The 23,002-nt window shown below is 68.6% G+C and carries 27 protein-coding genes; 17 read left to right on the top strand and 10 right to left on the bottom strand.

All coding sequences use genetic code 11. The annotated features are described in order from the left end of the window. Positions 1 to 187: 187 nt before the first annotated feature. Positions 188 to 622: an Hsp20/alpha crystallin family protein gene (locus G5C66_RS12530; RefSeq protein WP_165111300.1), complete on the bottom strand. Its 435-nt coding sequence runs from the start codon at positions 620 to 622 to the stop codon at positions 188 to 190. Positions 623 to 716: 94 nt separating this feature from the next. Here G5C66_RS12530 and G5C66_RS12525 point away from each other — a divergent pair, with 94 nt between their 5' ends. The 6 genes from G5C66_RS12525 (at position 717) to G5C66_RS12500 (ending at position 4,323) form a co-directional block, all read left to right on the top strand. After that, positions 717 to 1,007, top strand: a complete 291-nt coding sequence (locus G5C66_RS12525; protein WP_165111299.1) for a MerR family transcriptional regulator — start codon at positions 717 to 719, stop codon at positions 1,005 to 1,007. Between the two features lie 29 nt (positions 1,008 to 1,036). After that, the gene (locus G5C66_RS12520) at positions 1,037 to 1,498 is read left to right on the top strand and encodes a thioredoxin family protein (RefSeq protein ID WP_206444016.1); all 462 of its coding nucleotides are present in this window, start codon (positions 1,037 to 1,039) and stop codon (positions 1,496 to 1,498) included. 242 nt (positions 1,499 to 1,740) lie between these two features. Beyond that, a complete protein-coding gene (locus tag G5C66_RS12515; protein WP_165111297.1) occupies positions 1,741 to 2,187 on the top strand; it encodes a DUF4395 domain-containing protein in 447 nt (148 codons plus the stop codon). Positions 2,188 to 2,224: 37 nt separating this feature from the next. After that, on the top strand, positions 2,225 to 3,073 hold the full coding sequence (locus G5C66_RS12510) for a sulfurtransferase (protein WP_045549622.1): 849 nt from the start codon (positions 2,225 to 2,227) through the stop codon (positions 3,071 to 3,073). Between the two features lie 2 nt (positions 3,074 to 3,075). Beyond that, the gene (locus G5C66_RS12505; protein WP_008360673.1) at positions 3,076 to 3,375 is read left to right on the top strand and encodes a DUF1416 domain-containing protein; all 300 of its coding nucleotides are present in this window, start codon (positions 3,076 to 3,078) and stop codon (positions 3,373 to 3,375) included. Positions 3,376 to 3,498: 123 nt separating this feature from the next. After that, positions 3,499 to 4,323 (top strand): 3-keto-5-aminohexanoate cleavage protein, encoded by an 825-nt coding sequence (locus tag G5C66_RS12500; RefSeq protein ID WP_165111296.1) that lies wholly within the window; start codon positions 3,499 to 3,501, stop codon positions 4,321 to 4,323. Positions 4,324 to 4,463: 140 nt separating this feature from the next. Here G5C66_RS12500 and G5C66_RS12495 read toward each other — a convergent pair whose 3' ends face one another. Next, positions 4,464 to 5,027 carry a TetR/AcrR family transcriptional regulator gene (locus G5C66_RS12495; RefSeq protein ID WP_165111295.1) on the bottom strand — a complete coding sequence of 188 codons (564 nt, stop codon included), beginning with the start codon at positions 5,025 to 5,027 and terminating at the stop codon, positions 4,464 to 4,466. Between the two features lie 114 nt (positions 5,028 to 5,141). Here G5C66_RS12495 and G5C66_RS12490 point away from each other — a divergent pair, with 114 nt between their 5' ends. Further along, complete coding sequence (locus tag G5C66_RS12490; RefSeq protein ID WP_165111294.1) at positions 5,142 to 6,293, top strand: FAD-dependent monooxygenase; 1,152 nt, start codon at positions 5,142 to 5,144, stop codon at positions 6,291 to 6,293. Positions 6,294 to 6,302: 9 nt separating this feature from the next. On the opposite strand, the gene cysC is transcribed toward G5C66_RS12490, so the two are convergent. The 5 genes from cysC to G5C66_RS12465 all read right to left on the bottom strand — a co-directional run bounded on the left by cysC (position 6,303) and on the right by G5C66_RS12465 (position 11,077). Further along, a complete protein-coding gene (gene cysC / locus G5C66_RS26825; protein ID WP_165111293.1) occupies positions 6,303 to 7,496 on the bottom strand; it encodes an adenylyl-sulfate kinase in 1,194 nt (397 codons plus the stop codon). A gap of 111 nt (positions 7,497 to 7,607) precedes the next feature. Then, a complete protein-coding gene (locus tag G5C66_RS12480) occupies positions 7,608 to 8,858 on the bottom strand; it encodes a sulfate adenylyltransferase subunit 1 (protein ID WP_206444015.1) in 1,251 nt (416 codons plus the stop codon). Continuing rightward, positions 8,858 to 9,772 (bottom strand): sulfate adenylyltransferase subunit CysD, encoded by a 915-nt coding sequence (cysD, locus tag G5C66_RS12475; protein ID WP_165111292.1) that lies wholly within the window; start codon positions 9,770 to 9,772, stop codon positions 8,858 to 8,860. The genes G5C66_RS12480 and cysD overlap by 1 nt, the downstream gene beginning before the upstream one ends. Before the next feature lie 169 nt (positions 9,773 to 9,941). Beyond that, the gene (locus G5C66_RS12470; protein WP_165111291.1) at positions 9,942 to 10,790 is read right to left on the bottom strand and encodes a HipA N-terminal domain-containing protein; all 849 of its coding nucleotides are present in this window, start codon (positions 10,788 to 10,790) and stop codon (positions 9,942 to 9,944) included. Beyond that, positions 10,790 to 11,077, bottom strand: a complete 288-nt coding sequence (locus tag G5C66_RS12465; RefSeq protein WP_165111290.1) for a helix-turn-helix domain-containing protein — start codon at positions 11,075 to 11,077, stop codon at positions 10,790 to 10,792. The genes G5C66_RS12470 and G5C66_RS12465 overlap by 1 nt, the downstream gene beginning before the upstream one ends. Before the next feature lie 89 nt (positions 11,078 to 11,166). Between G5C66_RS12465 and G5C66_RS12460 the strand changes: the two genes are divergently transcribed. Together G5C66_RS12460 and G5C66_RS12455 are read left to right on the top strand one after the other, a co-directional pair. After that, positions 11,167 to 12,333, top strand: a complete 1,167-nt coding sequence (locus G5C66_RS12460; RefSeq protein ID WP_165111289.1) for a nucleotide sugar dehydrogenase — start codon at positions 11,167 to 11,169, stop codon at positions 12,331 to 12,333. Positions 12,334 to 12,474: 141 nt separating this feature from the next. Then, the gene (locus G5C66_RS12455; RefSeq protein WP_165111288.1) at positions 12,475 to 12,846 is read left to right on the top strand and encodes a phosphomannose isomerase type II C-terminal cupin domain; all 372 of its coding nucleotides are present in this window, start codon (positions 12,475 to 12,477) and stop codon (positions 12,844 to 12,846) included. Between the two features lie 61 nt (positions 12,847 to 12,907). On the opposite strand, the gene rfbA is transcribed toward G5C66_RS12455, so the two are convergent. Beyond that, positions 12,908 to 13,780 (bottom strand): glucose-1-phosphate thymidylyltransferase RfbA, encoded by an 873-nt coding sequence (rfbA, locus tag G5C66_RS12450; RefSeq protein WP_165111287.1) that lies wholly within the window; start codon positions 13,778 to 13,780, stop codon positions 12,908 to 12,910. 94 nt (positions 13,781 to 13,874) lie between these two features. On the opposite strand from rfbA, the gene rfbB reads away from it, so the two are divergent. Next, a complete protein-coding gene (gene rfbB / locus G5C66_RS12445) occupies positions 13,875 to 14,888 on the top strand; it encodes a dTDP-glucose 4,6-dehydratase (protein WP_165111286.1) in 1,014 nt (337 codons plus the stop codon). Beyond that, positions 14,889 to 16,271 carry a sugar nucleotide-binding protein gene (locus G5C66_RS12440; protein ID WP_165111285.1) on the top strand — a complete coding sequence of 461 codons (1,383 nt, stop codon included), beginning with the start codon at positions 14,889 to 14,891 and terminating at the stop codon, positions 16,269 to 16,271. Between the two features lie 46 nt (positions 16,272 to 16,317). Here G5C66_RS12440 and G5C66_RS12435 read toward each other — a convergent pair whose 3' ends face one another. Continuing rightward, entirely contained in the window at positions 16,318 to 17,253 is a 936-nt protein-coding gene (locus G5C66_RS12435) for a TSUP family transporter (RefSeq protein ID WP_165111284.1), read from the bottom strand. Between the two features lie 28 nt (positions 17,254 to 17,281). Between G5C66_RS12435 and G5C66_RS12430 the strand changes: the two genes are divergently transcribed. From G5C66_RS12430 to G5C66_RS12420, 3 genes are all read left to right on the top strand, one after another. Beyond that, entirely contained in the window at positions 17,282 to 18,238 is a 957-nt protein-coding gene (locus G5C66_RS12430; RefSeq protein ID WP_165111283.1) for an asparaginase, read from the top strand. A gap of 141 nt (positions 18,239 to 18,379) precedes the next feature. After that, positions 18,380 to 18,823 carry a helix-turn-helix domain-containing protein gene (locus G5C66_RS12425; protein ID WP_165111282.1) on the top strand — a complete coding sequence of 148 codons (444 nt, stop codon included), beginning with the start codon at positions 18,380 to 18,382 and terminating at the stop codon, positions 18,821 to 18,823. Then, positions 18,801 to 19,319, top strand: a complete 519-nt coding sequence (locus tag G5C66_RS12420; protein WP_165111281.1) for a hypothetical protein — start codon at positions 18,801 to 18,803, stop codon at positions 19,317 to 19,319. Before G5C66_RS12425 ends, G5C66_RS12420 begins: the two co-directional genes overlap by 23 nt. 121 nt (positions 19,320 to 19,440) lie before the next feature. On the opposite strand, the gene galE is transcribed toward G5C66_RS12420, so the two are convergent. Continuing rightward, positions 19,441 to 20,418 carry a UDP-glucose 4-epimerase GalE gene (gene galE / locus G5C66_RS12415; protein WP_165111280.1) on the bottom strand — a complete coding sequence of 326 codons (978 nt, stop codon included), beginning with the start codon at positions 20,416 to 20,418 and terminating at the stop codon, positions 19,441 to 19,443. A gap of 52 nt (positions 20,419 to 20,470) precedes the next feature. Between galE and G5C66_RS12410 the strand changes: the two genes are divergently transcribed. From G5C66_RS12410 to G5C66_RS12400, 3 genes are all read left to right on the top strand, one after another. Continuing rightward, positions 20,471 to 21,136: a dihydrofolate reductase family protein gene (locus G5C66_RS12410; protein ID WP_206444049.1), complete on the top strand. Its 666-nt coding sequence runs from the start codon at positions 20,471 to 20,473 to the stop codon at positions 21,134 to 21,136. A 97-nt stretch (positions 21,137 to 21,233) separates the two neighbouring features. Continuing rightward, entirely contained in the window at positions 21,234 to 22,148 is a 915-nt protein-coding gene (locus tag G5C66_RS12405; protein WP_165111278.1) for a carbohydrate ABC transporter permease, read from the top strand. Beyond that, positions 22,145 to 22,999, top strand: coding sequence for a carbohydrate ABC transporter permease (locus tag G5C66_RS12400; RefSeq protein WP_165111277.1), 855 nt, complete (start codon positions 22,145 to 22,147; stop codon positions 22,997 to 22,999). The genes G5C66_RS12405 and G5C66_RS12400 overlap by 4 nt, the downstream gene beginning before the upstream one ends. Positions 23,000 to 23,002 lie beyond the last annotated feature (3 nt).

The following is a 23,002-nucleotide window of genomic DNA, read 5'->3' as shown; positions in this document are numbered from 1 at the left end:
TGGCAAGGCGTCCGCCGCGAAGGCATCCTGGGGGCTGTCGAGTGGCGGCAACGCAGCCAGATCGGATGCGAAACGTCGCGTAGCGGGCGTGGATTTGGGAGACACGGACTAGATCGCTGGAGGTTGGGAAGGCCCGCACCCGGCGGCTCACCTGCGTAAGGGCCTGCCGGGGCGGGCAGGTCCTCACTCAGCTTTCGATCGCTGCTGGCTCCGACTTGGGGCTCGTCGCGATCTGGATCTTGCGCGGCTTGGCCTTCTCCGCGACCGGCACGACCAGGCGCAGCACGCCGGCGTCGTACGCCGCCTCGATATGGTCGAGGTCGAGGTTGTCGCCGAGCACGAGCTGACGGCTGAAGGTGCCGCGCATGCGCTCGTTGGCCAGCATCTGCCAGTCGCCGTTCTTGGCGACGCGCTCGGCCTTGACGGTGAGGACGTTGCGCTCGACGTCGAGGTCGATGGTGTCCGGGCTGACGCCGGGAAGATCGAACTCGATGACGAACCGGTCGCCCTCGCGCCAGGCGTCCATCGGCATCACGGCCGGGCGGTTGGTCGTGCCCCCGCCCAAGAGCTGCTGGGTGATGCGGTCGAACTCGCGGAACGGATCGGTGCTTCGGATCAGCATGATTTCCCTCCTCACGGGATCTATATCAGCGGATACACCTTTTATATATGCCAGGGTCTAGGGAATTTCAAGTCCACATGTCAGAATCGATCGTGTGAAGGAGCGAACCAGGGCCGTCTACGCCATCTCGGTGGCCGCCGAGATGGCCGACATGCAGATCCAGAACCTCCGCGTCTACGAGCGCAGGGGTCTGGTCGACCCTGCGCGCACCGCGGGCGGCACCCGGCTCTACTCCATCGCCGACATCGAGCGCCTCATCCGCATCCGTGACCTGCTCGCCGACGGTCTCAACCTCGCCGGCATCGCCCGTGTGCTGTCCCTGGAGGAGGACGTACGCCGCCTGAAAGCTGCCAACGAGAGGCTTCGGCGCGCCTCGGGGGAATGAGCGGGGCGGGTTACCGGTTCAATAGTCATATGAGCACCGGAGCCTGGATCGCCGTCATCGCGATAGCCGTCGCGCTCGCCTTCGGGCTGTTCCGGCTGCTCACCGACGGCCGCTTCCGAGGCACGAAGGAGCTCCACGTGGCCCACGAGGATCACGCACCCGAGCCGCACGCGTGGGATGCGGTCACCGACGCGCTGGGTGAGTCCGAGCTCGGTGCGCGCGCGACGCTCGTGCAGTTCTCCAGCGCCTTCTGCGCGCCCTGCCGCGCGACCCGGAGGATCCTGGGCGAGGTCGCCGAGATCGTCCCGGGCGTCGTCCACCTCGAGATCGACGCTGAGCACCACCTCGACCTGGTCCGCCGCCTCGACATCCTGCGGACTCCCACGACGCTGGTGCTGGACGGCGCCGGCAACGAGGTCGCCCGCGCCTCCGGCGCCCCGCGCAAGGAGCAGGTCCTGAGCGCGATCCCGACCTACGATCTCGAATCCTGACACGCTGGTCCGTATTCCGAGACATTCGTTTCGTGCCTGTCACGCATCACGCTACTGTCATCGCATGTTCTCGACCATGCTGACCAAGCGCCGCGCAGTGGATCACTGCCGCGTTCGCTCGGCGCTGTGTCGTTCCTGCCGCTGATTCCCTGAGATTTGTCGACTCAGTCGACCCCGGGGATCGCTTTCGCCTGTCAGGCTCTTCCTGACGACCTCCCCTCCACTCTCGCAGGAGCACACCTATGTCCGAGACCTCTGGCCAGACGGCGACGCAGACCGGAATCGACCCGCGTGGCCCGCAGTTCGCTGCGGCGCTGACCGTTGTCGTCCTCATCCTGGCTCTGCTGCTTCCGCAGCCATGGGCTCTCGTGGTGACGGTCATCCAGACCGTGCTCTTCGCGATCGGGGCTGGTCTCGGCGTTCAGCGGACCCCTCACGCCTGGCTCTTCAAGAAGTTCGTACGTCCCCGCCTAGGTGCGCCGGACGAGCTCGAGGACCCGGCACCGCCCCGATTCGCCCAGGGGGTCGGCCTCGCCTTCCTCGTGGTCGCGCTCGTGGGCTACCTCGTCGGCGCCACCCTCGTGGCGCAGATCGCCCTCGGCCTCGCGCTCGTCGCGGCCGTGCTCAATGCCGTCTTCCGGTTCTGCCTCGGCTGCGAGATCTACCTGCTGATCAGGCGTTTCGCCTAGTCCCCTGAACGCAAGAAACACAACGAAAGGTACCTAGATGACCCGCGAGAACTCCCTCGTCTCCGCCCAGTGGGTGGAGGAGCACCTCGATGACCCGAAGGTGGTGCTGATCGAGGTCGACGAAGACACCACCGCCTACGACAAGGGCCACATCAAGGGTGCCATCAAGCTCGACTGGACCACCGACCTGCAGGACCAGGTCCGTCGCGACTTCGTCAACAAGGACCAGTTCTCCGCTCTGCTCTCCGAGCGCGGCGTCGCCAACGACGACACCGTGGTGCTCTACGGCGGCAACAACAACTGGTTCGCCGCGTACGCCTTCTGGTACTTCAAGCTCTACGGCCACCAGGACGTCAAGCTGCTCGACGGCGGTCGCAAGAAGTGGGAGCTCGACTCCCGCGAGCTGACCGACGAGGCCGTCACCCGCGAGGCGACCACCTACACCGCGCAGGAGCAGGACCACTCGATCCGCGCCTTCCGCGACGAGGTCGTCGAGGCCATCGGCACCCAGAACCTCGTCGACGTGCGTTCGCCCGACGAGTTCGCCGGCCGCCTCCTCGCCCCGGCCCACCTCCCGCAGGAGCAGGCCCAGCGTGCCGGCCACATCCCGACCGCGGCCAACGTCCCGTGGTCCAAGGCGGCCAACGACGACGGCACCTTCCGCTCCGACGAGGAGCTCAAGGAGATCTACACCGAGGCCGGCGTCGACTGGAGCAAGGACACCATCGCCTACTGCCGCATCGGCGAGCGCTCCTCGCACACCTGGTTCGTGCTCAAGGAGCTCCTCGGCCAGGAGAACGTGAAGAACTACGACGGCTCGTGGACCGAGTACGGGTCGCTCGTCGGCGTCCCGGTCGTCACCGGCGACGAGCCCGGGGAGGCCTGAGCATGTGCGGAGCAACTGAGGGTGGGCTCTCGCTCGCCGGCGTCGACGTCGCCAAGGAAGCAGTCATCCAGGGTCAGGTGACCCGTGACGGCGAGCCGGTCCACGGCGCGTACGTCCGGCTGCTCGACCGCACCGGCGAGTTCACCGCCGAGGTGCCCACCTCGGCCACCGGCCACTTCCGGTTCTTCGCCGGCGACGGCGAGTGGACCCTGCGTACGCTCGCGCCGAAGGCGGAGCCGGTGGACAAGAAGGTCCACGCCGCGGTCGGCAACGTCGCCGAGGTGACGATCCCGATCGGCTGAGGCTGACGATCCCTGACGTGGGAGCCCCGGTGTCACTGGCTGACACCGGGGCTCCCGCGTCGTTTTGCCGTTCTGTGGTGGAGATATTGCGGTGAATCGCTTGAATGGCGCTAGATTGTTCGGGTGACTGGACTGCTTGTGACCGTGGCGCCGACCGGGGCGGAGACCGCGAAGGAAGACTGCCCGCAGCTGCCGACGACGCTGGAGGAGCTCGTCGCGACGGCCGTCGAGTGTGAGGAGGCCGGAGCGCGGATGATCCACGTCCACATCCGCGACGACGACCACGCACCGACGCTCGACCTCGGCAGGCTCACCGAGACGGTCGACGCGCTCCACGAGAAGACCGAGCTGATCGTGCAGCTCTCCACCGGCGGCTCGGTGCATGACCCTCTCGACAAGCGGCTGAAGGTGCTCGACGCCGGCCCGGACTCGTGCTCGCTGACCATGGGCACCACCAACTTCGGTGACGACGTCTTCTCCAACCCGTGGCCGTTCATCACCGAGCTCTACCAGCTCACCCAGGAGCGCGGCGTGGTGCCGGAGTTCGAGCTCTTCGACCTCGGGCACGTCGCCGCGCTGCAGCGGCTGCTGGGGAAGTACGGGCTGCCGGCCGGCGGCAAGGTCCACGTCGACTTCGTCATGGGAGTCCCCGGCGGCATGCCCGGCACCTCCGCGGCCCTGGTCGCGGCTGTCGCCGCCCTGCCGGCAGAGGTGACCTCGTGGTCGGCGACCGGCATCGGCCGCTCGACCCTCCCGGTCATGCTCACCTCGCTCGCCATGGGCGGGCACCTGCGGGTCGGGATGGAGGACGTCCTCACCCTCGCCAAGGGCGTCCCGGTCGACGCCAACCGCCAGCTCGTCGAGCGCGCCGTCCAGGCCGCCGCGGTCGCCCAGCGCGAGCCGATGAGCACCGACGAGGCCTGGGCCCTCCTCGGCCTCTCGCGCTAACCATCCCGCCGAGTCGGCGCGTCTGTCTCGTTTCGGACAGCCGAGTCGGCGCATCTGTCCCGGTCTCGCTGGGACATTTGCGCCGACTCGACGGGCATTTGCGGGACATCTGCGCCGACTCGGCGGGGATCTTGGTCAGTTCAGGCCGACTCGGCGGTGAGGTAGCGGGTGATCGTCGGGGCGACCCACTCCACGATCTCCTCGGCGTCCATCTCGACGATGGGCGGGAGGTGGAGTACGTAGCGGCCCAGTGCGATGCCGAGGAGCTGGGTGGCCGCGAGGGCTGCCCGGCGTCCGGCTTGGGCGGGGTCGGGGCACAGCGGAGCGATGGCTGCGGCGACCTGGGTGGCGAAGATGCTCCGCATCTGCTCTGCCGCCTGGGGGTCGGAGGCGGCCCGGCGGAGGAGGGCCATCAGCGTGCCCTCGGAGTCCCAGGTGCGTACGAAGTGGGCGGCCATCACGCGGCCCGCCTCGCCCGCCGCGACCGCGGTGAGGTCCGGCAGTGCCAGGTCGATCGACGCCGCGGCGGTGAAGAGCTCCTCCTTGCTGCCGAAGTAGCGCATCACCATCGAGGGGTCGATCTGCGCCTCTGAGGCGATCGCACGGATGGTGGTGCGGTCGTATCCCTGACGCGCGAAGTGCTCGCGCGCGACGGCGAGGATGCGCTCGCGGGTCTCGGCTCCGGATCGGCGGGTCTCGGTCATGCCAACGATTGTAGGCCAACATCTGTTGACGTCAATCCCGAAGCAGCGCTACCTTGGTCAACACCGGTTGGCCAACAAACGTTGACCAACAACCCACGACCCAAGGAGAGCATCATGTCCACCATCACCACTGATGTCCTCGTCGCCGGCGCCGGCCCCACCGGGCTCGCCGTCGCGGCCACGCTGGCTGCGGCAGGCGTCGACGTCACCGTCATCGACAACCAGGCCTCCGGCGACAACACCTCGCGCGCCGCCGTCGTCCACGCCCGCACCCTGGAGGTCCTGGCCGACCTGGGCGTCTCCGAGCGCCTGGTCGCGGAGGGCATCGAGGCGCCGCGCTTCACCATCCGCGACCGCGACAAGGTCCTGGTGCCGATCCGCTTCGACGGCCTGCCCACCGATTACCCCTACGCGCTGATGGTCTCCCAGGCGGTCACCGAGCGCGTTCTCCTCGAGCGCCTGACCGAGCTCGGCGGCCACGTACGCCGGCCGCTCACCCTCGTCGACCTCGTCCAGGACGGCACCGGCGTCACCGCCACCACCGAGGACGGCACCGAGATCCGCGCCCGCTACCTCGTCGGCGCCGACGGGATGCACTCCACCGTGCGCGACAGGGCCGGAATCGGCTTCCCGGGAGGCAAGTACGCCGAGTCGTTCAGCCTCGCCGACGTACGCATCGAGGGCGACCTCCCGCACGACGAGGTCATCCTCTACTTCTCGCCCGAGGGCACCCTGGTCTCCGCGCCGCTGCCCGACGGCTCGTTCCGGTTCGTGGCCCCGGTCCCCGAGGCTCCCGAGGAGCCCGACGTCGCCTACGTCCAGGGGCTCCTCGACCGGCGTGGCAGCCTCAAGAGCCCCGTCAGGGTCACCGAGGTCGTGTGGGGCTCGCGCTTCCGGGTCCACCACCGGGTCGCCGTCGCCTACCGCGCTGGCCGAGTGCTGATCGCGGGCGACGCCGCCCACGTGCACAGCCCGGCCGGCGGCCAGGGCATGAACACCGGTCTCCAGGACGCGGTCGTGCTCGCCGACGCGCTCGTCGCCACGATCACCGGCGGCGACGAGGCCACGCTCGACGACTACGCCTCCCGCCGCCGCCCGGTCGCCCAGGAGGTCATCGAGCTCTCCGACCGCCTGACCCGGTTCGGCATCGCGCACGGGGTCCGGCGCAGCGTACGCAACCTGGTGCTGTCCACGCTCGCGCGGCTCCCGCGCTTCCGCACGATGCTCGCCTGGCGCCTGTCCGGGCTGGTCTACCGCGACCGCTGAGCGTGGGGCTCAGGCGAGGTCGAGATAGCCCGCCGAGCGCAGGCCGGCGATGACGTCCTCGAGCGCCTCGTCGATCGAGCGGCCGGTGGTGTCGACACGTACGTCGGCGTCGGCCGGCTCCTCGTAAGGAGAAGAGATCCCGGTGAACTCCGGGATCTCGCCGCGTCGGGCCTTGGCGTAGAGGCCCTTGCGGTCGCGCCGCTCGCACTCCTCCAGCGGCGTGGCCACGTGCACCAGGAAGAAGGCGCCACCGGCGTCGGCGACGAAGCCGCGTACGTCCTGGCGGGTCGAGTCGAAGGGCGCGATGGGGGAGCAGACGGCGAGCCCGCCGTGACGGGAGATCTCGGCGGCCACCCACCCGATCCGGCGGATGTTGGTCTCCCGGTCCTCCTTGGAGAAGGTCAGCCCGGCCGAGAGGTTGCGGCGCACGACGTCGCCGTCGAGGGAGGTGACCGTGCGGACGCCCTGCTCGAGGATCCGGTCCATCAGGGCGCGGGCGAGGGTGGACTTGCCGGAGCCGGACAGACCGGTGAAGAAGATGACCAGGCCCTGGTCCTCGGGGGCGGGCTGGTCGGCGTCGATGATCGCCGCGATGGCGTCGGGGTAGTCGTCCGACGAAGCGGATGTCAGCGCATGAACCGGATCCCCGCCCGCGTACGCCTCCACGACCGCCACCCCGAGCGCATGGTCGGCCTCCGGGTCGTCGTGGGCGGCCAGCGGCACGGCCACGACGGCAGCGTCGGGCAGGGAATCCGCAGCCAGCAACGAGGCGCGCAGCAGCGCGACGGGGGAGAGTGCCGGGGTGCCGTGCCCGACCAGAGCGAGCAGCAGCACCGGCCCGAGCTCCGCGATCTCGGCGATCTCGGCGGTGGTGAGCGCGTCGGTGACCGGGACCACCGTCCGCCCGGCGTACGTCTTCCGGGTCTGCTCCGGGGTGAGGTAGAGCCGTCGGAAGGGCCCGTAGGCGGGGGAGGAGAGGCCGGTGACCTCGCCGGCGGGCCAGGTGACGCGTGCCAGGGGGAGACCCTCGGGGTCGACGATCTCCACCGAGCCGTCCTCGGCCGCGGCCGACGCGACCGACGACGGAAGATCGAGGGTCAGCGGAGAGCCCGGGGCGTTCAGCGGGCCCGGGAGGACGCCGGAGACGATCAGCTCGATGTCGTCGAGCTCGCGCGGGGACGGGGAGAACTGCGGCACTGGCACGGGGCAACCTTATGGGGCTCACCACGAGTCGGCGCGTTCGCACCTTGCTTTCTCGCTTCGCTCGAAAGACGGCGATGCAAACGCGCCGACTCGTGTCTCGCTGAACGCTCGCTAGTCGTTGATCATGCCCGCGCCGACGGTGACGCCGGTCGCCTCGTCGATGAGGATGAAGGAGCCGGTGGTGCGGTTCTTCGAGTAGGGGTCGCACAGCAGCGGCTTGGTGGTGCGCAGCTGGACGCGGCCGATCTCGTTGAGGCCGAGCTCCTTGGTCTCCAGGTCGCGGTGGAGCGAGTTGACGTCGAGGCGGTACTGGATGTCCTTGACCAGCGCCCGCGCCGAGTTGGAGGTGTGCTTGATGGCCAGCTTCTGCCGCGGACGCAGCGGAGCGGTGGTCATCCAGCAGATCATCGCGTCGATGTCCTGGCTCGGCTCGGGGGCGTTCTTGACCCGCGAGATCATGTCGCCGCGGCTCACGTCGACGTCGTCCTCGAGACGGACCGTCACCGACATCGGCGGGAAGGCCTCGGGGATCTCCTTGTCGAAGAGGTCGATCCCGGCGATCTTCGACGTCATGCCGGACGGAAGCACCATGACCTCGTCGCCCGGCTTGAGCACGCCACCGGCGACCTGACCCGCGTAGCCGCGGTAGTCGTGGTGGTCGTCGGACTTCGGCCGGATGACGTACTGCACCGGGAGTCGCACGTCGACCAGGTCGCGGTCGGAGGCGACGTGGACGTGCTCCAGGTGGTGGATCAGGGTCGGGCCGGAGTACCACGTCATGTTCTCCGAGCGCTGCACCACGTTGTCGCCCTGGAGCGCCGAGATCGGGATGACCTCGAGGTCCGGGATGTTGAGCTTGGTCGCGAACGCGGTGAACTCGGCGGAGATCTTCTTGTAGACCTCCTCGGAGTAGTCGACGAGGTCCATCTTGTTGATGCACAGCACCAGGTGGGGCACGCGCAGCAGGGACAGGAGCACCGCGTGGCGACGCGACTGCTCGGTCAGCCCGTGACGGGCGTCGACCAGCACCAGGCCCAGGTCGGCGGTGGAGGCACCGGTGACCATGTTGCGCGTGTACTGCACGTGGCCGGGGGTGTCGGCGATGATGAACTTGCGGTTGGGCGTCGCGAAGTAGCGGTAGGCCACGTCGATGGTGATGCCCTGCTCGCGCTCGGAGCGAAGCCCGTCGGTCAGCAGCGAGAGGTCCACGTAGCCGTGGCCCTTGTCCTGCGAGGTCTTCTCGACCGACTCGAGCTGGTCGGTGAAGATCGACTTCGAGTCGAACAGCAGCCGCCCGATGAGGGTGGACTTGCCGTCGTCGACCGAGCCGGCGGTGGCGAACCGCAGAAGGTCCATGGCCATCAGAAGTAACCTTCCTTCTTGCGGTCCTCCATGGCGGCCTCGGAGAACCGGTCGTCACCGCGGGTCGCGCCACGCTCGGTGACCCGGGCGGCGGCGACCTCCTCGATGATCTCGGGGATGGTGGAGGCGGTCGACTCGACGCAGCCGGTCAGAGTCATGTCGCCGCAGGTGCGGTAGCGGACGGTGCGCTCGGTGACGACCTCGCCCTCGCGCAGCGGGTTGAGCGGCGTCTCGGTCAGCAGCATGCCGTCGCGCTCGAAGACCCGGCGCTTGTGGGCGAAGTAGACCGACGGGATCTCGATGCCCTCGCGGCCGATGTAGTCCCAGATGTCCAGCTCGGTCCAGTTGGAGATCGGGAAGACCCGCATGTGCTCGCCCTCGTGGAGGCGGCCGTTGTAGAGCGACCAGAGCTCGGGGCGCTGGTTCTTCGGGTCCCACTGGCCGAACTCGTCGCGGTGGGAGTAGACGCGCTCCTTGGCGCGGGCCTTCTCCTCGTCACGGCGACCGCCACCGAAGGCGGCGGTGAAGCCGTTCTCCTCGATCGCGTTCAGCAGGGTCGGCGTCTGCAGCCGGTTGCGCGAGGTCTTGCCGTCGTCGACGACGATGCCGCGCTCGATGGCGTCATCGATGCTCGCGATCACCAGGCGCACACCGAGCCGCTGCACCCAGCGGTCACGGGTCTCGGCGACCTCGGGGAAGTCGAGGCCGTTGTCGATCTGGAGGACCGGGAAGGGGATCTTGGCCGGGAAGAATGCCTTCTCCGCAAGTCGCAGCATCACGATGCTGTCCTTGCCGCCCGAGAACATCAGAACAGGCTTCTCGAACTCTGCCGCGGCCTCGCGGAAGATGTGGATCGACTCGGCTTCCAGCTGGTCGAGCTGGCTGAGCCGGTAGTCGGCGTGTGTTGCAGTCATTACGGAACCAGAGGACCTCTCCGTCAGGTTGAGGCGCCCATGCTAGTGGCGGCTTCCACGGCACGGCGAAATGTCCCATCCCCGCCTGGGCTGGACTCCGAGTGTACGCAGGAGCGGCCGGCCCCTCGGTAGCCCCACCCGCACGGTGAGATGTCGCCGGTGAGATCCGTCAGCGCCGCGGCGCCACCACGACCCGCTCGCCGGCCAGCAGGAAGGCGATCCGGTCGAGGTCGGCCGGCGGTCGGCCCAGCCCGAGGCGCAGGAACAGATCGCATACGTCCCCGGGCTCGACGGCCTCGTCCGGCCGCAGACCCAGCGCCTGCCGGATCGTCTCGGCGTGGATACGCCGGCCGCCGACCCGGTCCCAGCGCTCCGCGACGAGCGCGGGCTGCGCGCCGAAGCCGACCAGCTCGGTGCGCGTGGCGGGGATCCCGTCGGCGCGTGCCCGGTCCAGGTCGGCGATCAGCGCGGCGGCCTCCTCGGACGTCGTCGGTCGCAGGATGTGCGTCGACGGATGCTCGTACGTCGGCCAGAGCCACTTCCCCGAAGCCCGCCGCAGCGCGAACTTGCCACGGTGACCGCCGAGGGAGAACCGCGGCCGGGCCCGCTGGTCGAGCCATGAGGTGGGCTGGTTGCGCAGCGCGGCGAGCCGGGTCGCGATCTCGGACAGCGGCGCCTCGACGGGGTGCGGCGCGCGGCGCCAGGGCAGGTCGGGGTCGGTCGAGAGCGAGATCGCTCCGGCGAGATCGTCGCCGTAGGAGGCGAGCAGCGTCATCGGCTCGGTGTCCGGGAGTCCTCGCTCGCGCGCCCATCGGCGGCGTACGTCGTCGCGGGTGGGGAGCAGGTTCTCGAGCCAGGCGCGCGCGGCCCCCGTGGAGAGGGCCGGGCCGGTGCGGGGGAGGGAGAGCGAGATGGGCGTGGGGCCGGCGGTCTCGGCGTAGACGAAGTCGATCCGGTCGCCGGCCTGGCGGAAGGTGCCGATCCGGCGACGGCCGGCGAAGGCGTACAGCTCTCGCATCAGGGGTTCACGAGGCAGTGCGCGAGGACGGCGTCGAGGTCGACGTCCTCCAACGGCGGGGCGATCGGGGAGAGCTGCGTGGGGGCGAGGTAGACGTCGAGGACCTCCAGCAGCGCGAGGGCCTTGCCGAGCTCGGCCCGCGGGTGGCCGGACTCGACGTCGACCACGAACCGCCTGCCCACCCCGGCGCGATGTGCCAGCTCGCCCTGGGTGAGCCCGGCCCGTCGGCGAGCCGAGCGCACGGCCACTCCGAAGGCGGCCGGTGAGGTCAGGTACGGCGACGGCACGGTGAACACTCTACGTGATGTTCCCGTACGGGAACTTCGAATGCGGAAGTCGCTGTGACCTCGCTCGAACCGCTGCTTACAGTCCGACCATGAAGATCACCGTTGTCGGCGTGGGCTACGTCGGGATGTCCCTCGCCGTCCTGCTCGCGCAGAAGCACGAGGTCGTCGTCCTGGACATCTCCCAGGAGCGGGTCGACCTGGTCAACGCGGCCAAGACGCCGATCGAGGACGCCGAGATCACCAGCTTCCTGGCCACCAAGGAGCTCGATCTGCGCGCGACCCTCGACAAGGAGGACGCCTACGCGGGTGCCGCCTACGTCATCGTGGCCACCCCGACCAACTACGACGAGGCCACCAACTACTTCGACACCTCCACCGTCGACGGCGTGATCGCCGACGCGGTCAGCTACGCGCCCGACGCCGCGATCGTGGTGAAGTCGACCATCCCGGTCGGCTACATCGCGGCCAAGCGCGAGCAGCACCCCGACGCGACGCTCTTCTTCAGTCCCGAGTTCCTCCGCGAGGGGAAGGCGCTCCACGACAACCTGCACCCCTCCCGCATCGTCGTCGGCGACGACTCCGCGGCCGCGAAGGGCTTCGCCGAGCTGCTCCTCGAGGGCTCTCTCGAGCCCGACGTACCGGTGCTGATGACCGGCGCCACCGAGGCCGAGGCGATCAAGCTCTTCGCCAACACCTACCTGGCGCTGCGGGTCGCCTACTTCAACGAGCTCGACACGTACGCCGCCACCCACGGCCTCAACACGACCCAGATCATCGAGGGCGTCGGCCTCGACCCGCGGATCGGCTCGCACTACAACAACCCGAGCTTCGGCTACGGCGGCTACTGCCTGCCCAAGGACACCAAGCAGCTGCAGGCCAACTACCAGGACGTCCCGCAGAACCTCATCTCGGCGATCGTCGAGGCCAACACCACCCGCAAGGACTTCGTCGCCACCGACATCCTGCGTCGCGAGCCGAAGGTGGTCGGCGTCTACCGGCTGATCATGAAGTCGGGCTCGGACAACTTCCGGGAGTCCTCGATCCAGGGCGTGATGAAGCGGATCAAGGCCAAGGGCGTCGAGGTGGTCATCTACGAGCCCGAGCTCGACGAAGCCGAGTTCTTCCACTCCGAGATCATCAAGGACCTCGACGAGTTCAAGAGGCGGGCCGACGTGATCATCGCCAACCGGCGTACCGACGTGCTCGCCGACGTCGCCGACAAGGTCTACACGCGCGACATCTACGGGCGCGACTGAGTCGGTCCGGCGGGGAGATCTGCTCCCGCTGGCGACCTGCGGGTAACGGACCGGTGAACATCGGTTCGCAATGAACCGTGCGCGGATGCGTACAGTTATTGTCGCGTCTTCTGTGTTCAGTTCTAGGAATGAGGCAACATCATGGCTGGTGACTCCGAGACCCGCCCCTGGGGTTCGTGGCACGTCATCGACATCGGTCCGGGATACAAGGTGAAGCGGATCGAGGTGCTGCCCCACAGCCGCCTCTCCTACCAGACCCACACCCACCGCTCCGAGCACTGGGTGGTCATCTACGGCAAGGCGACCTGCATCATCGACGGCGTGACCACCGTCGCCGGTCCGGGTGAGTCCGTCGACGTCGGCGTCGGTCAGGCCCACCGCATCTGCAACGAGACCGACGAGCCGCTCTCGATCATCGAGGTCCAGCGCGGTGGCTACACCGGCGAGGACGACATCGTCCGGCTCGAGGACGACTTCGGCCGGGCCGAGGCGGAGAAGACCGCGTCGGCCTGAGACCACACAAGACGTACGCGGCGGGGCACTGCCCCGCCACGTACGTCTTTTTCGTCTGTGATCAGGCCAGCAGGCCGAGCAGGTACTTCCCGTAGCCGCTCTTCAGCAGCGGCTGGGCGAGCTCCCGGAGCTCGTCGTCGGAGAGCCAGCCCTGGCGCCAGGCGACCTCCTCGGGGGCACCGATCTTGGTGCCCTGGCGGTGCTCGATGGCGCGGATGAAGTTGGCGGCCTCGTTGAGGTCCTCGAGGGTGCCGGTGTCGAGCCAGGCGGTGCCGCGGGGGAGCACCTCGACCGAGAGGGTGCCGGCCTCGAGGTAGATCCGGTTGAGGTCGGTGATCTCGAGCTCGCCGCGAGCGGAGGGCCGCAGGTTGCGGGCGTGCTCGATGACCGAGCTGTCGTAGAAGTAGAGGCCGGGGACGGCGTACGGGCTCTTCGGCTTCTCCGGCTTCTCCTCGAGCGAGATGGCCTTGAAGGACTCGTCGAACTCGACCACGCCGTAGGCCCGCGGGTCGGCGACGCGGTAGCCGAAGACGGCGCCGCCGTGGATGGTCTTGAAGCGGGCGAGCTGGGTGCCGAGGCCGGGACCGTAGAAGATGTTGTCGCCGAGCACGAGGCCGACGCCGTCCTCGGACTCGTCGAGGAAGCCGACGTCGGCACCGATCGTGAACGCCTGGGCGAGACCGTCGGGGGACGGCTGCTCGGCGTAGCTGATGTTGACGCCGAGGTGGCTGCCGTCGCCGAGGAGGCGGTGGAAGCCGGAGGCCTCGTGGGGCGTGGTGATGACCAGGATGTCCCGGATGCCGGCCAGCATCAGCGTGGTCAGCGGGTAGTAGATCATCGGTTTGTCGTAGATCGGCATCAGCTGCTTGCTGATCGCGAGAGTGATCGGGTGCAGACGTGAGCCGGTGCCTCCGGCGAGGATGATGCCCTTCATGGTCAGTTGATCCTACGGATGTTCACCCCACGTTCTAGGGAACCCACCGGGGCGAGGCGACCACTGCGTGGTTAATTCTGCCTACGATGAACCGGTGAGACGGATTCTTGTGACTGGCGGGGCCGGGTTCATCGGCTCCAACTTCGTGCACCACCTCGTGGCCAACACCGACGCGTACGTGACGGTGCTCGACAAGCTGACCTATGCCTCCTCGGAGGCGTCGCTGGCCGGGCTCCCGGACGACCGGGTGAAGCTGGTGGTCGGCGACATCGCCGACGCCGCGGTCGTCGAGCCGCTGGTCGCGGAGTCGGACGCGGTGGTGCACTACGCGGCCGAGTCCCACAACGACAACTCGCTCTCCGACCCGGCGCCGTTCGTCCAGACCAACATCGTCGGCACCTTCGTGCTGCTCGAGGCGGTCCGCAAGCACGACGTACGTTTCCACCATGTCTCCACCGACGAGGTCTACGGCGACCTCCCTCTGCTCGACGAGGTGGGCTCCGACCCCAAGCGATTCACCGAAGATACCCCCTACCAGCCCTCCTCGCCCTACTCGGCCTCCAAGGCCGGCTCCGACCACCTCGTCCGCGCCTGGGTGCGCTCGTTCGGCGTGCGCGCGACGATCTCCAACTGCTCCAACAACTACGGCCCCTGGCAGCACGTCGAGAAGTTCATCCCGCGCCAGATCACCGAGGTGATCGAGGGCCGCCGGCCGCGCGTCTACGGCGACGGGCTCAACGTCCGCGACTGGATCCACACCGACGACCACTCCTCGGCGGTCTGGACGATCCTGGAGAAGGGCCGGATCGGGCAGACCTACCTGATCGGCGCCGACGGTGAGAAGTCCAACGTCGAGGTCGTCCGTGCGATCCTGCGCCACTTCGGCAGGCCCGAGGACGACATCGAGTGGGTCACCGACCGCGCCGGCCACGACCGCCGCTACGCCATCGAGTCCGGCAAGCTGCGCAACGAGCTCGGCTGGGAGCCGAAATACCAGGACTTCGACAAGGGCCTGGCCGCGACGATCGCCTGGTACCAGGAGAACGAGGCCTGGTGGTCGCCGCTCAAGCACGAGACCGAAGCCAAGTACGCCGCGAAGGGGCAGTGAATGTCCGACCTCTCCGTCGAGCAGACACCGATCCCCGGTCTGCTGGTCGTCCACCTGCCCGTGCACGGTGACGCCCGTGGCTGGTTCAAGGAGAACTGGCAGCGCGAGAAGATGATCGCGCTCGGGCTCCCCGACTTCGGGCCGGTGCAGAACAACACGTCCTTCAACGCCTCCCGCGGTGCGACCCGAGGCATCCACACCGAGCCGTGGGACAAGTTCGTGTCGGTGGCGTGCGGCCGGGTCTTCGCGGCCTGGGTCGACATGCGCGAAGGTGACTCGTTCGGGACGACGTTCTCGGTCGAGATCGGCCCGGAGACCGCGGTCTTCGTGCCGCGTGGGGTCGGCAACTCCTACCAGGCGCTGGAGGACCTCACGGTCTACTCCTACCTGGTCAACGACCACTGGCGTCCCGGGTTCGCCTACCCGGCGCTCAACCTGGCCGACGAGACGGCTGCGATCCCGTGGCCGATCCCGCTGGAGTCCGCCGAGATCTCCGAGAAGGACAAGGCCAACCCCCGGCTGGCCGAGGTCACCCCGATGAAGCCGAAGAAGACGCTGATCATCGGCTCCAACGGCCAGCTCGGACGGGCTCTCGTGTCGGTCTTCCCGGAGGCGGACGCGGTCGATCTCGACGAGCTGGACATCTCCGACGAGAAGGCGGTCGCGGCCTGGCCGTGGGCCGACTATCAGCTCATCCTCAACGCCGCGGCCTACACCGCCGTCGACGCCGCCGAGACTCCCGACGGCCGACGCACCGCCTGGGCCGCCAACGCGACGGCCCCGGCGCTGCTCGCCCGGGTCGCGTCCGAGCACCGGCTGACCCTGGTGCACTACTCGACCGAGTACGTCTTCGACGGCACCGCCACGGAGCACACCGAGGACGAGCCGGTCTCGCCGCTCGGCGTCTACGCCCAGTCCAAGGCCGCCGGCGACATCGCCGTCGCGGGCACGCCCCGCCACTACATCCTGCGCACCTCGTGGGTCGTGGGTGAGGGCAAGAACTTCGTACGCACCATGGCGGCTCTCGCCGAGAAGGGCGTCTCACCCACCGTGGTCGACGACCAGATCGGCCGGCTCACCTTCACCGACACGCTCGCGGCGGCCACCGCTCATCTGCTGCGGTCCGGGGCTGCGTACGGGGTCTACAACTGCACCAACGCCGGCGAGCCGTGCTCGTGGCGCGACATCGCCGCCGAGGTGTTCTCGCTGTCCGGGCGTGACGGGGCCGACGTGGGCGCCACCTCGACCGAGGCCTACTTCGCCGGCAAGGAGGGCGTCGCCCCGCGGCCGCTCAACTCGGTGATGTCCCTCGAGAAGCTCACCGCCACCGGCTTCGAGCCCGAGGACCACCTCGACGCGCTGCGCCGCTACCTCAAAGCCTGACCCCCTGCCGAGTCGGCCCGTCAAGACGGGCCGACTCGGCGGTCGGCTACTTCTGAGAGCGCTCTGGCAGCCGCCAGGCGGCGGCGTTGTTGTCGAAGGGCTCCAGGCCGCGCGACTGCCGGATGAAGCCCCACAGCAGCGGGCCCAGGAGCAGCATCGCGCCGCCGAGGAGCAGCAGGAAGGTGGCGTCGGCGCCGAGCATCTTGGCGCCCGAGAGCGTCAGCATGATGACGATGCCGCGCCGGATGACCGACTGGGAGACCCAGCGCGCCATCCGGGAGCCGAGGAAGGTGCCGGGGGTGCCGCCGAGGATGAGCGGGATCAGCACCGCCCAGTCGACACCGTGGTTGATCACCTGGCCGATGGCGGCGGCGAGCACGAGCGGCACCGCCTGGAGCAGGTCGGTGCCGACGAGCTTGACCGCCGAGAGCGTCGGGTAGACCAGCAGCAGCGCGATCATGATGACCGATCCGGAGCCGACCGAGGTGATGCCGACCAGGAGGCCACCGAGCGCGCCGATGACGATGGTGAGCAGCGGCTTCAGGTCGGGATCGTCCTGGGGAGCCTCGTTGCCGCCGGTGACCAGGCGAAGCTGGAGATACATCCGGAACATGTAGGACGCCGCCGCGAACAGCAGCGCACCGCCGAGGATCATCTTCAGGAAGTGGTCGGTGTCGCCCGGCGCCAGCTTGTGCACGAACGTGCCCAGGAACGCGAACGGCACCGAGCCGATGATCAGGTAGGTCGCCAGCCGGATGTTGGGCGAGCCGTGGCGCCAGTGCACCGCGGCCCCGACCGACTTGTTGACCGAGGCGGCGACGAGGTCGTTGGCGACCGCGGTCGTCGGCGGCACCCCGAGGAAGATCAGCGCCGGCGTCATCAGGGCGCCACCGCCCATGCCGGTCAGCCCGACGACGATGCCGATGCCGAAGCTGACCACGAGCACGCTGAGCGCGTCTTGGGTGAGGAGGTCGGCGAACACGGGGCAACTCTCACATAGTCTCGCCCCCATGCCAGCACCCGTGCCGTTCGCCGAGATCGTCCGCTCCGACTTCGTCGAGGGACACCACTACGGATCAGCCCTCTGCCTGGAGGCCGACGGCACCGTGGGGTGGTCGCTCGGCGACGTTGACTCGCCGATCCTCCCGCGTTCCTCGAACAAGCCGGTTCAGGCGCTCGCCATGGTGCTCCTCGGCCTCGACCTGCCGCCCGACCTGCTCGCCCTCGCCTGCGCCTCCCACTCGGGCGAGGAGTTCCACCAGGAAGGCGTACGCCGCATCCTCGCCACCGTCGGCCTGGACGAGTCCGCGCTCGGCAACATCGAGGACTACCCGCTCGGCGTGGAGGCGCGCGAGGAGGCGCTCCGCCGCGGGGAGGCGAAGAGCCGGCTGGCGATGAACTGCTCCGGCAAGCACGCCGCGATGCTCGCCACCTGCGTCGCCGCCGGCTGGCCGCTGGAGGGCTATCTGGACCCCAAGCACCCGCTCCAGGAGGGGATACAGGAGGTGTTCGAGGCGTGCACCGGCGAGGCTGCGTACGTCACGGTCGACGGTTGCGGCGCACCGGCGCTGTCGACCTCGCTGACCGGGCTCGCCCGGGCCTTCTCGACGATCGCCTCGGCGGTCGACGGGCCGGGGGCCCGGGTCGCCGAGGCGATGCGCCTCCACCCCGAGTACGTCTCGGGCACGACGCGCGACGAGGTCGCACTGCACCGCGCCGTACCCGGCCTGATCGGCAAGCTGGGTGCGGAGGCCGTCTATGCGGTGGCTCTGCCCGACGGCCGCGCGTGGGCGCTGAAGGCCGACGACGGCGGCGACCGGGCGCGTGCGGTCGTGATGGCCGCCGCGCTGCTGCGCGACGGGGTCGGTGACCTGGACGGGGTCGACGCCGATGCGGTGCGGGCGACGGGGGAGGCGCCGATCCTCGGGGGCGGCGTCCGGGTCGGGGAGATCCGTGCTCTGCTCTGATCTGCTAGCGGTCTGTTAGCGACGTCGTGACGTCGTGTTAACCCATGTTTCCGCCGGTTGACCAAGCAACTAGTGGGTGATGTGTGTCACTTCGGTTGCCGAGGACTTGTGATTGCTAGCAATTGTTAGCACACTGGAGTCATGGTCAAGAGCAAGGTCACGAGTGCGGTTGGCTCGCTCGGCGAGTATCTGAAGGAGCAGAGGATCTCGGCCGAGATGTCTCTGCGCCAGCTCGCCGACCAAGCAGGTGTGTCCAACCCCTACCTCAGCCAGATCGAGCGTGGTCTGCGCAAGCCATCGGCTGAGGTCCTCCAGCAGATCGCCAAGGCGCTGCGCATCTCGGCGGAGCAGGTCTACGTCCGTGCCGGGATCCTCAGCCCTGACTCCAACGTCGGAGGGTCTGTGGAGCTAGCGGTGCTCGCCGATCCCAACCTGACCGAGCGGCAGAAGCACTCGCTGCTCGACGTCTACCACTCGTTCCTTGCTCTCAACAGTCGTGTCACCGACGATGCGCCGGCCGCCGATGAAACCGACGAAGAACCCCATCACGAGGAGAACCCAGATGCCCACGCTGCCCAAGATTGAGACCACCAAGCCCCTCAACGCCGTCGCCGGCGTCGCTGACCTCGCCTACGAGACCGTCAAGGACCTCGCCACCGACCTGCAGAAGCGGGTCGACGGCTACCGCTCCGAGGCGACCACCAAGCTGACCTCCTACCGCACCCAGGCGACCGAGAAGGCCACCGCCGCCAAGGCGACCGTGACCGGCTTCGACCCGAAGACCCTCCCGGCGCTCGCCAAGGAGCAGTACACCGTCCTGCCCGAGAAGCTGAAGACCACCGTCAAGGCCAAGCTCGACGAGACCACCGGCTCCGCCACCGGCACCTACGACAAGCTCGCCACCCGTGGTGAGACCTTCGTCGCGAAGTTCAAGAAGTCCGAGACCGCCGAGACCCCCGCCGAGGCTCCCAAGGCTGAGGCCCCTAAGGCCGAGGCTCCGAAGGCCGAGGCCGCTCCGGCCGAGAAGCCGGCTCCCGCCAAGAAGGCTCCGGCCAAGAAGACGGCTGCCAAGAAGGCCTGATCCTGGCCCTTCATGCCCGACGGCTCACCGAGGTAACTCGGTGAGCCGTCGCTGATTTCGTGGAGTTCCACGAGGGGAGTGTGCGCTGACCGAGTTGCCTCGGTGAGCATCCCGCCCGAAGTCAGCTCGGGTAGTCCGCCCCCGCAGCCTGACGAGCCTCCCAGGCGGTGGCGACCATGGAGCGCAGGTCGTGGCGCATCTCCCACTCGAGGTCGCGCCGGGCGAGCTCGCCGGTGGCGACGATGCGGGCGGGGTCGCCGGGGCGCCGCGGCTTGATGACCGGCTCGAAGTCGATGCCGGTCACCTCGCGGATGGCGTCCATGATCTGCCGCACCGAGGAGCCGTCGCCGGAGCCGAGGTTGTAGACCGGCTCGAGGTCCTTGCCCTCGGCGAGCCGCTTGGCGGCGACGACGTGGGAGTGGGCGAGGTCGGCAACGTGCACGTAGTCGCGTACGCAGGTGCCGTCGGGGGTCGGGTAGTCGTCGCCGTTGATCTGCGGCGTCTTGCCCTTGGCCAGCGCGTCGAAGACGAGCGGGAACAGGTTGTGGGGGCTGGTGTCGTAGAGGTCCTTGCTGCCGGAGCCGACGACGTTGAAGTAGCGCAGCGATGTGTGCGCGAGGCCCTCGGCACGCGCCACGTCGGCGATCAGCCACTCGCCGATCAGCTTCGACTCGCCGTAGGGGCTCTCCGGGTTGGTCGGCGTGGTCTCGGTGACCAGGTCGACGTCGGGGGTGCCGAAGGTCGCCGCGGAGGAGGAGAAGACCAGCTTGTCGACACCGGTGGCCACCATCGCCTCGAGAAGGTTGGCGGTGCCGGTGACGTTCTGCGCGTACGTGTGCAGTGGCCGCTGCACCGACACACCGGCGTACTTGAAGCCGGCGAGGTGGATGACTCCCTCGACGCCGTTGTCGGTGATCGCCTGCTCGATCGCCGCCTTGTCCAGCAGCGTCGCCTCGACGAACGTGACGTTGTCGGGCACGAACTTCGCGAACCCGGACGAGAGGTCGTCGATGACGACCGGCTCGAGGCCTGCGTCGAGCAGCGCCTGCACGACGTGCGATCCGATGTAGCCCGCGCCTCCGGTAACCAACCAACTCATGCGAAGAAGATAGCGGCAGGCGCCAGCGCCTAACGTTGGCAGGGTGATCCTCATGCACGGTGACGGTGACCCGACGACTCGCGAAGGCCTGCGCGCCATCTACACACCTCCCCGGCTGCCCTGGCTGCGCGCCAACATGGTCAGCTCTCTGGACGGTGCGGCGACCGGCTCGGACGGCCTCTCCGGCACGGTCAACAACGCGGTCGACGTCGACGTCTTCCACATTCTGCGCGACCTCGCCGACGTGGTGCTGGTCGGTGCCGGGACCGCCGTCGCCGAGACGTACTCGGCCAAGGGCACGCCGATCGTCATCGTCTCCCGTCGCGGCCGGGTCCCCGACGACCTGCGGGGCTGCGAGCCTGGCGCGGTCCGGCTCGCCACCGTGGCGGAGGCTCCCGGCCTGGCCGCCGCGCGCGACGAGATCGGCGAGCAGAACGTCTACGTCGTCGGCGACTCCGAGGTCGATCTGCCCGCGTTGATGAAGGAGCTGCACGACGAGGGCATGCGCCACGTTCTCTGCGAGGGCGGGCCGAGCCTCCTCGGGTCGCTGCTCGAGGCCGGCGTCGTCGACGAGCTCTGCCACACGATCACGCCCAAGCTCCTCGCCGGCGACGGCCGGCGGATCGTGACCGGGCCGCCCATCGACGTACCGGTGTCTCTGGCGTCGCTCATCGAGCACGACGGCACGTTGCTCGGGCGTTGGCTCGTCAGCACCTGATGTTCACGGTCAGTTTCCGGTAACGAAATCTTGAGACCAAGAGTTTTACTCTTGACGGGGTCCGACCCAGCCGCTTGACTCACCGGTCGTGCCAGGTATGACGGCAGTCACCACCAAGCGACCACGTCAGGCACTCTCGGGAAGACGCGTACGGGAGTGGCTGATCTTTCTGGCGTTCGTCCTCCCCAACGTCGCGCTGATCGCGGTCTTCATCTACCGGCCGCTCTTCCAGAACATCTACTACTCGACGCTCAACTGGACGCTGGGCTCGAAGTTCGCGACCCCGGTCGGGCTGGGCAACTACCGCGACTTCTTCACCTCCGGTGAGGCCGGCAAGGTCCTGACGACCACCGGCATCTTCACGGTCGCCACCGTCGGGCTCACCCTCGCGCTCGGCCTCGGCGTCGCGCTGGCGCTCAACCGCAGGCTCCCGGGCGCCGGTTTCGCGCAGGCCACGGTCTTCGCGCCCTACATCCTCTCCGGCTACGGCGTCGGGCTCGCCTGGCTCTACATCTTCGACCCCAACATCGGCGCGCTCTCCGCGATCCTGCGCGACATCGGGCTGAACAGCCCGGAGTGGATCAACTCGCCACCATGGACGCTGACGATGGTGATCATCGTCTACGTCTGGAAGAACCTCGGCTACGCCGCGGTCGTCTACCTCGCCGGTCTGCAGGCCGTGCCAGGCGACCTGCTGGAGGCCGCCGACCTCGACGGCGCCGGGCCGGTGCGGCGGTTCTTCACGGTGACGCTGCCGCTGCTGTCGCCGACCACGTTCTTCCTGATGGTCACCACGATCCTCAACAGCCTGCAGGCCTTCGACCTGCTGATCGCGATGGACAAGCTCGGCCGCGGCGCCCGCACGCTGATCTTCGACGCCTACCTGACGGGCTTCAAGGAGCAGAGCCAGGCCGGCTACTCCGCGATGCTCTCCACGGTGCTCTTCGCGATCCTCGTGGTCCTCACGCTCGTCCAGCTGATCGTCGTGGAGAGGCGGGTCCACTACCGATGAGCGCCACTGCTCCCTCCCGCAGAGTGCGGCTGACGCCGCTGACCGTACGTGACTACCTGGTGCTGCTGCTCGCGGTGCTCGTCGTCGTGCTGCCGCTCGGCTACATGATCCTGGCCTCCTTCAAGGGCCCGGGGGATCTGGCGACCACCGACCTCGTCGTCTTCCCCGAGGTCTGGCAGCCGGAGAACTACTCCGAGGCCGCGCAGAAGGTCCCCTTCGGGCGGCTCTTCCTCAACTCCGGCATCGTCACGGTCGTCGGCGCCGGACTGAAGGTGCTGCTCGCGATCCTGACGGCGTACGGGCTGGTCTTCTGCGAGTTCCCCGGCAAGAAGTACGTCTTCTGGGGCGTGCTCGCCACGATGATGGTGCCTCCCCAGGTGACCGCGCTGCCCAACTACGTCTTCATCAGCAGCCTCGGCGGCGAGAACACCTACTGGGGCCTCATCCTGCCCGGCCTCGGCACCGGCTTCGGTACGTTCCTCCTCCGCCAGGCATTCCTGCAGCTGCCCTACGAGGTGATCGAGGCGGCCCACCTCGACGGCGCCGGCCACTGGCGGCGGCTGTGGCACTGCGTGGTCCCGATGGCCCTGCCGAGCATCGCGACCGTGGCGCTGGTCAACGTGGTCTACGAGTGGAACGACTACCTGTGGCCGCTGATCATCATCACCGACCCCGAGATGATGACCCTGCCGCGCGGTCTGACGCTGCTGCAGAACAGCGAGTCCGCGGCCAGCTCGTTCGGAGTCCTGATGGCCGGCACGGTGATGGTGCTGCTGCCGATCCTCGTCGTCTTCGCGCTCCTTCAGCGCCACATCGTCAACGGCTTCACCCAAGGCGGCGTCAAAGGCTGACGT

Origin of the sequence: Nocardioides turkmenicus, from assembly GCF_011045035.1 — a bacterium.
Taxonomy (GTDB): Bacteria; Actinomycetota; Actinomycetes; order Propionibacteriales; family Nocardioidaceae; genus Nocardioides; species Nocardioides turkmenicus.
The sequence above is the reverse complement of the archived record's forward strand: the minus strand, read 5'-3'. Positions and strand labels throughout refer to the sequence as shown.

Coding starts and splice junctions, on each gene's coding strand:
- G5C66_RS12530 (WP_165111300.1), bottom strand. CDS start 622: ATGCTGATCCGAAGCACCGATCCGTTCCGCGAGTTCGACCGCATCACC.
- G5C66_RS12520 (WP_206444016.1), top strand. CDS start 1,037: ATGAGCACCGGAGCCTGGATCGCCGTCATCGCGATAGCCGTCGCGCTC.
- G5C66_RS12515 (WP_165111297.1), top strand. CDS start 1,741: ATGTCCGAGACCTCTGGCCAGACGGCGACGCAGACCGGAATCGACCCG.
- G5C66_RS12510 (WP_045549622.1), top strand. CDS start 2,225: ATGACCCGCGAGAACTCCCTCGTCTCCGCCCAGTGGGTGGAGGAGCAC.
- G5C66_RS12505 (WP_008360673.1), top strand. CDS start 3,076: ATGTGCGGAGCAACTGAGGGTGGGCTCTCGCTCGCCGGCGTCGACGTC.
- G5C66_RS12495 (WP_165111295.1), bottom strand. CDS start 5,027: ATGACCGAGACCCGCCGATCCGGAGCCGAGACCCGCGAGCGCATCCTC.
- G5C66_RS12490 (WP_165111294.1), top strand. CDS start 5,142: ATGTCCACCATCACCACTGATGTCCTCGTCGCCGGCGCCGGCCCCACC.
- G5C66_RS12480 (WP_206444015.1), bottom strand. CDS start 8,858: ATGGCCATGGACCTTCTGCGGTTCGCCACCGCCGGCTCGGTCGACGAC.
- cysD (WP_165111292.1), bottom strand. CDS start 9,772: ATGACTGCAACACACGCCGACTACCGGCTCAGCCAGCTCGACCAGCTG.
- G5C66_RS12470 (WP_165111291.1), bottom strand. CDS start 10,790: ATGCGAGAGCTGTACGCCTTCGCCGGCCGTCGCCGGATCGGCACCTTC.
- G5C66_RS12460 (WP_165111289.1), top strand. CDS start 11,167: ATGAAGATCACCGTTGTCGGCGTGGGCTACGTCGGGATGTCCCTCGCC.
- G5C66_RS12455 (WP_165111288.1), top strand. CDS start 12,475: ATGGCTGGTGACTCCGAGACCCGCCCCTGGGGTTCGTGGCACGTCATC.
- rfbA (WP_165111287.1), bottom strand. CDS start 13,780: ATGAAGGGCATCATCCTCGCCGGAGGCACCGGCTCACGTCTGCACCCG.
- G5C66_RS12440 (WP_165111285.1), top strand. CDS start 14,889: ATGTCCGACCTCTCCGTCGAGCAGACACCGATCCCCGGTCTGCTGGTC.
- G5C66_RS12430 (WP_165111283.1), top strand. CDS start 17,282: ATGCCAGCACCCGTGCCGTTCGCCGAGATCGTCCGCTCCGACTTCGTC.
- G5C66_RS12425 (WP_165111282.1), top strand. CDS start 18,380: ATGGTCAAGAGCAAGGTCACGAGTGCGGTTGGCTCGCTCGGCGAGTAT.
- G5C66_RS12420 (WP_165111281.1), top strand. CDS start 18,801: ATGCCCACGCTGCCCAAGATTGAGACCACCAAGCCCCTCAACGCCGTC.
- galE (WP_165111280.1), bottom strand. CDS start 20,418: ATGAGTTGGTTGGTTACCGGAGGCGCGGGCTACATCGGATCGCACGTC.
- G5C66_RS12410 (WP_206444049.1), top strand. CDS start 20,471: ATGCACGGTGACGGTGACCCGACGACTCGCGAAGGCCTGCGCGCCATC.
- G5C66_RS12405 (WP_165111278.1), top strand. CDS start 21,234: ATGACGGCAGTCACCACCAAGCGACCACGTCAGGCACTCTCGGGAAGA.
- G5C66_RS12400 (WP_165111277.1), top strand. CDS start 22,145: ATGAGCGCCACTGCTCCCTCCCGCAGAGTGCGGCTGACGCCGCTGACC.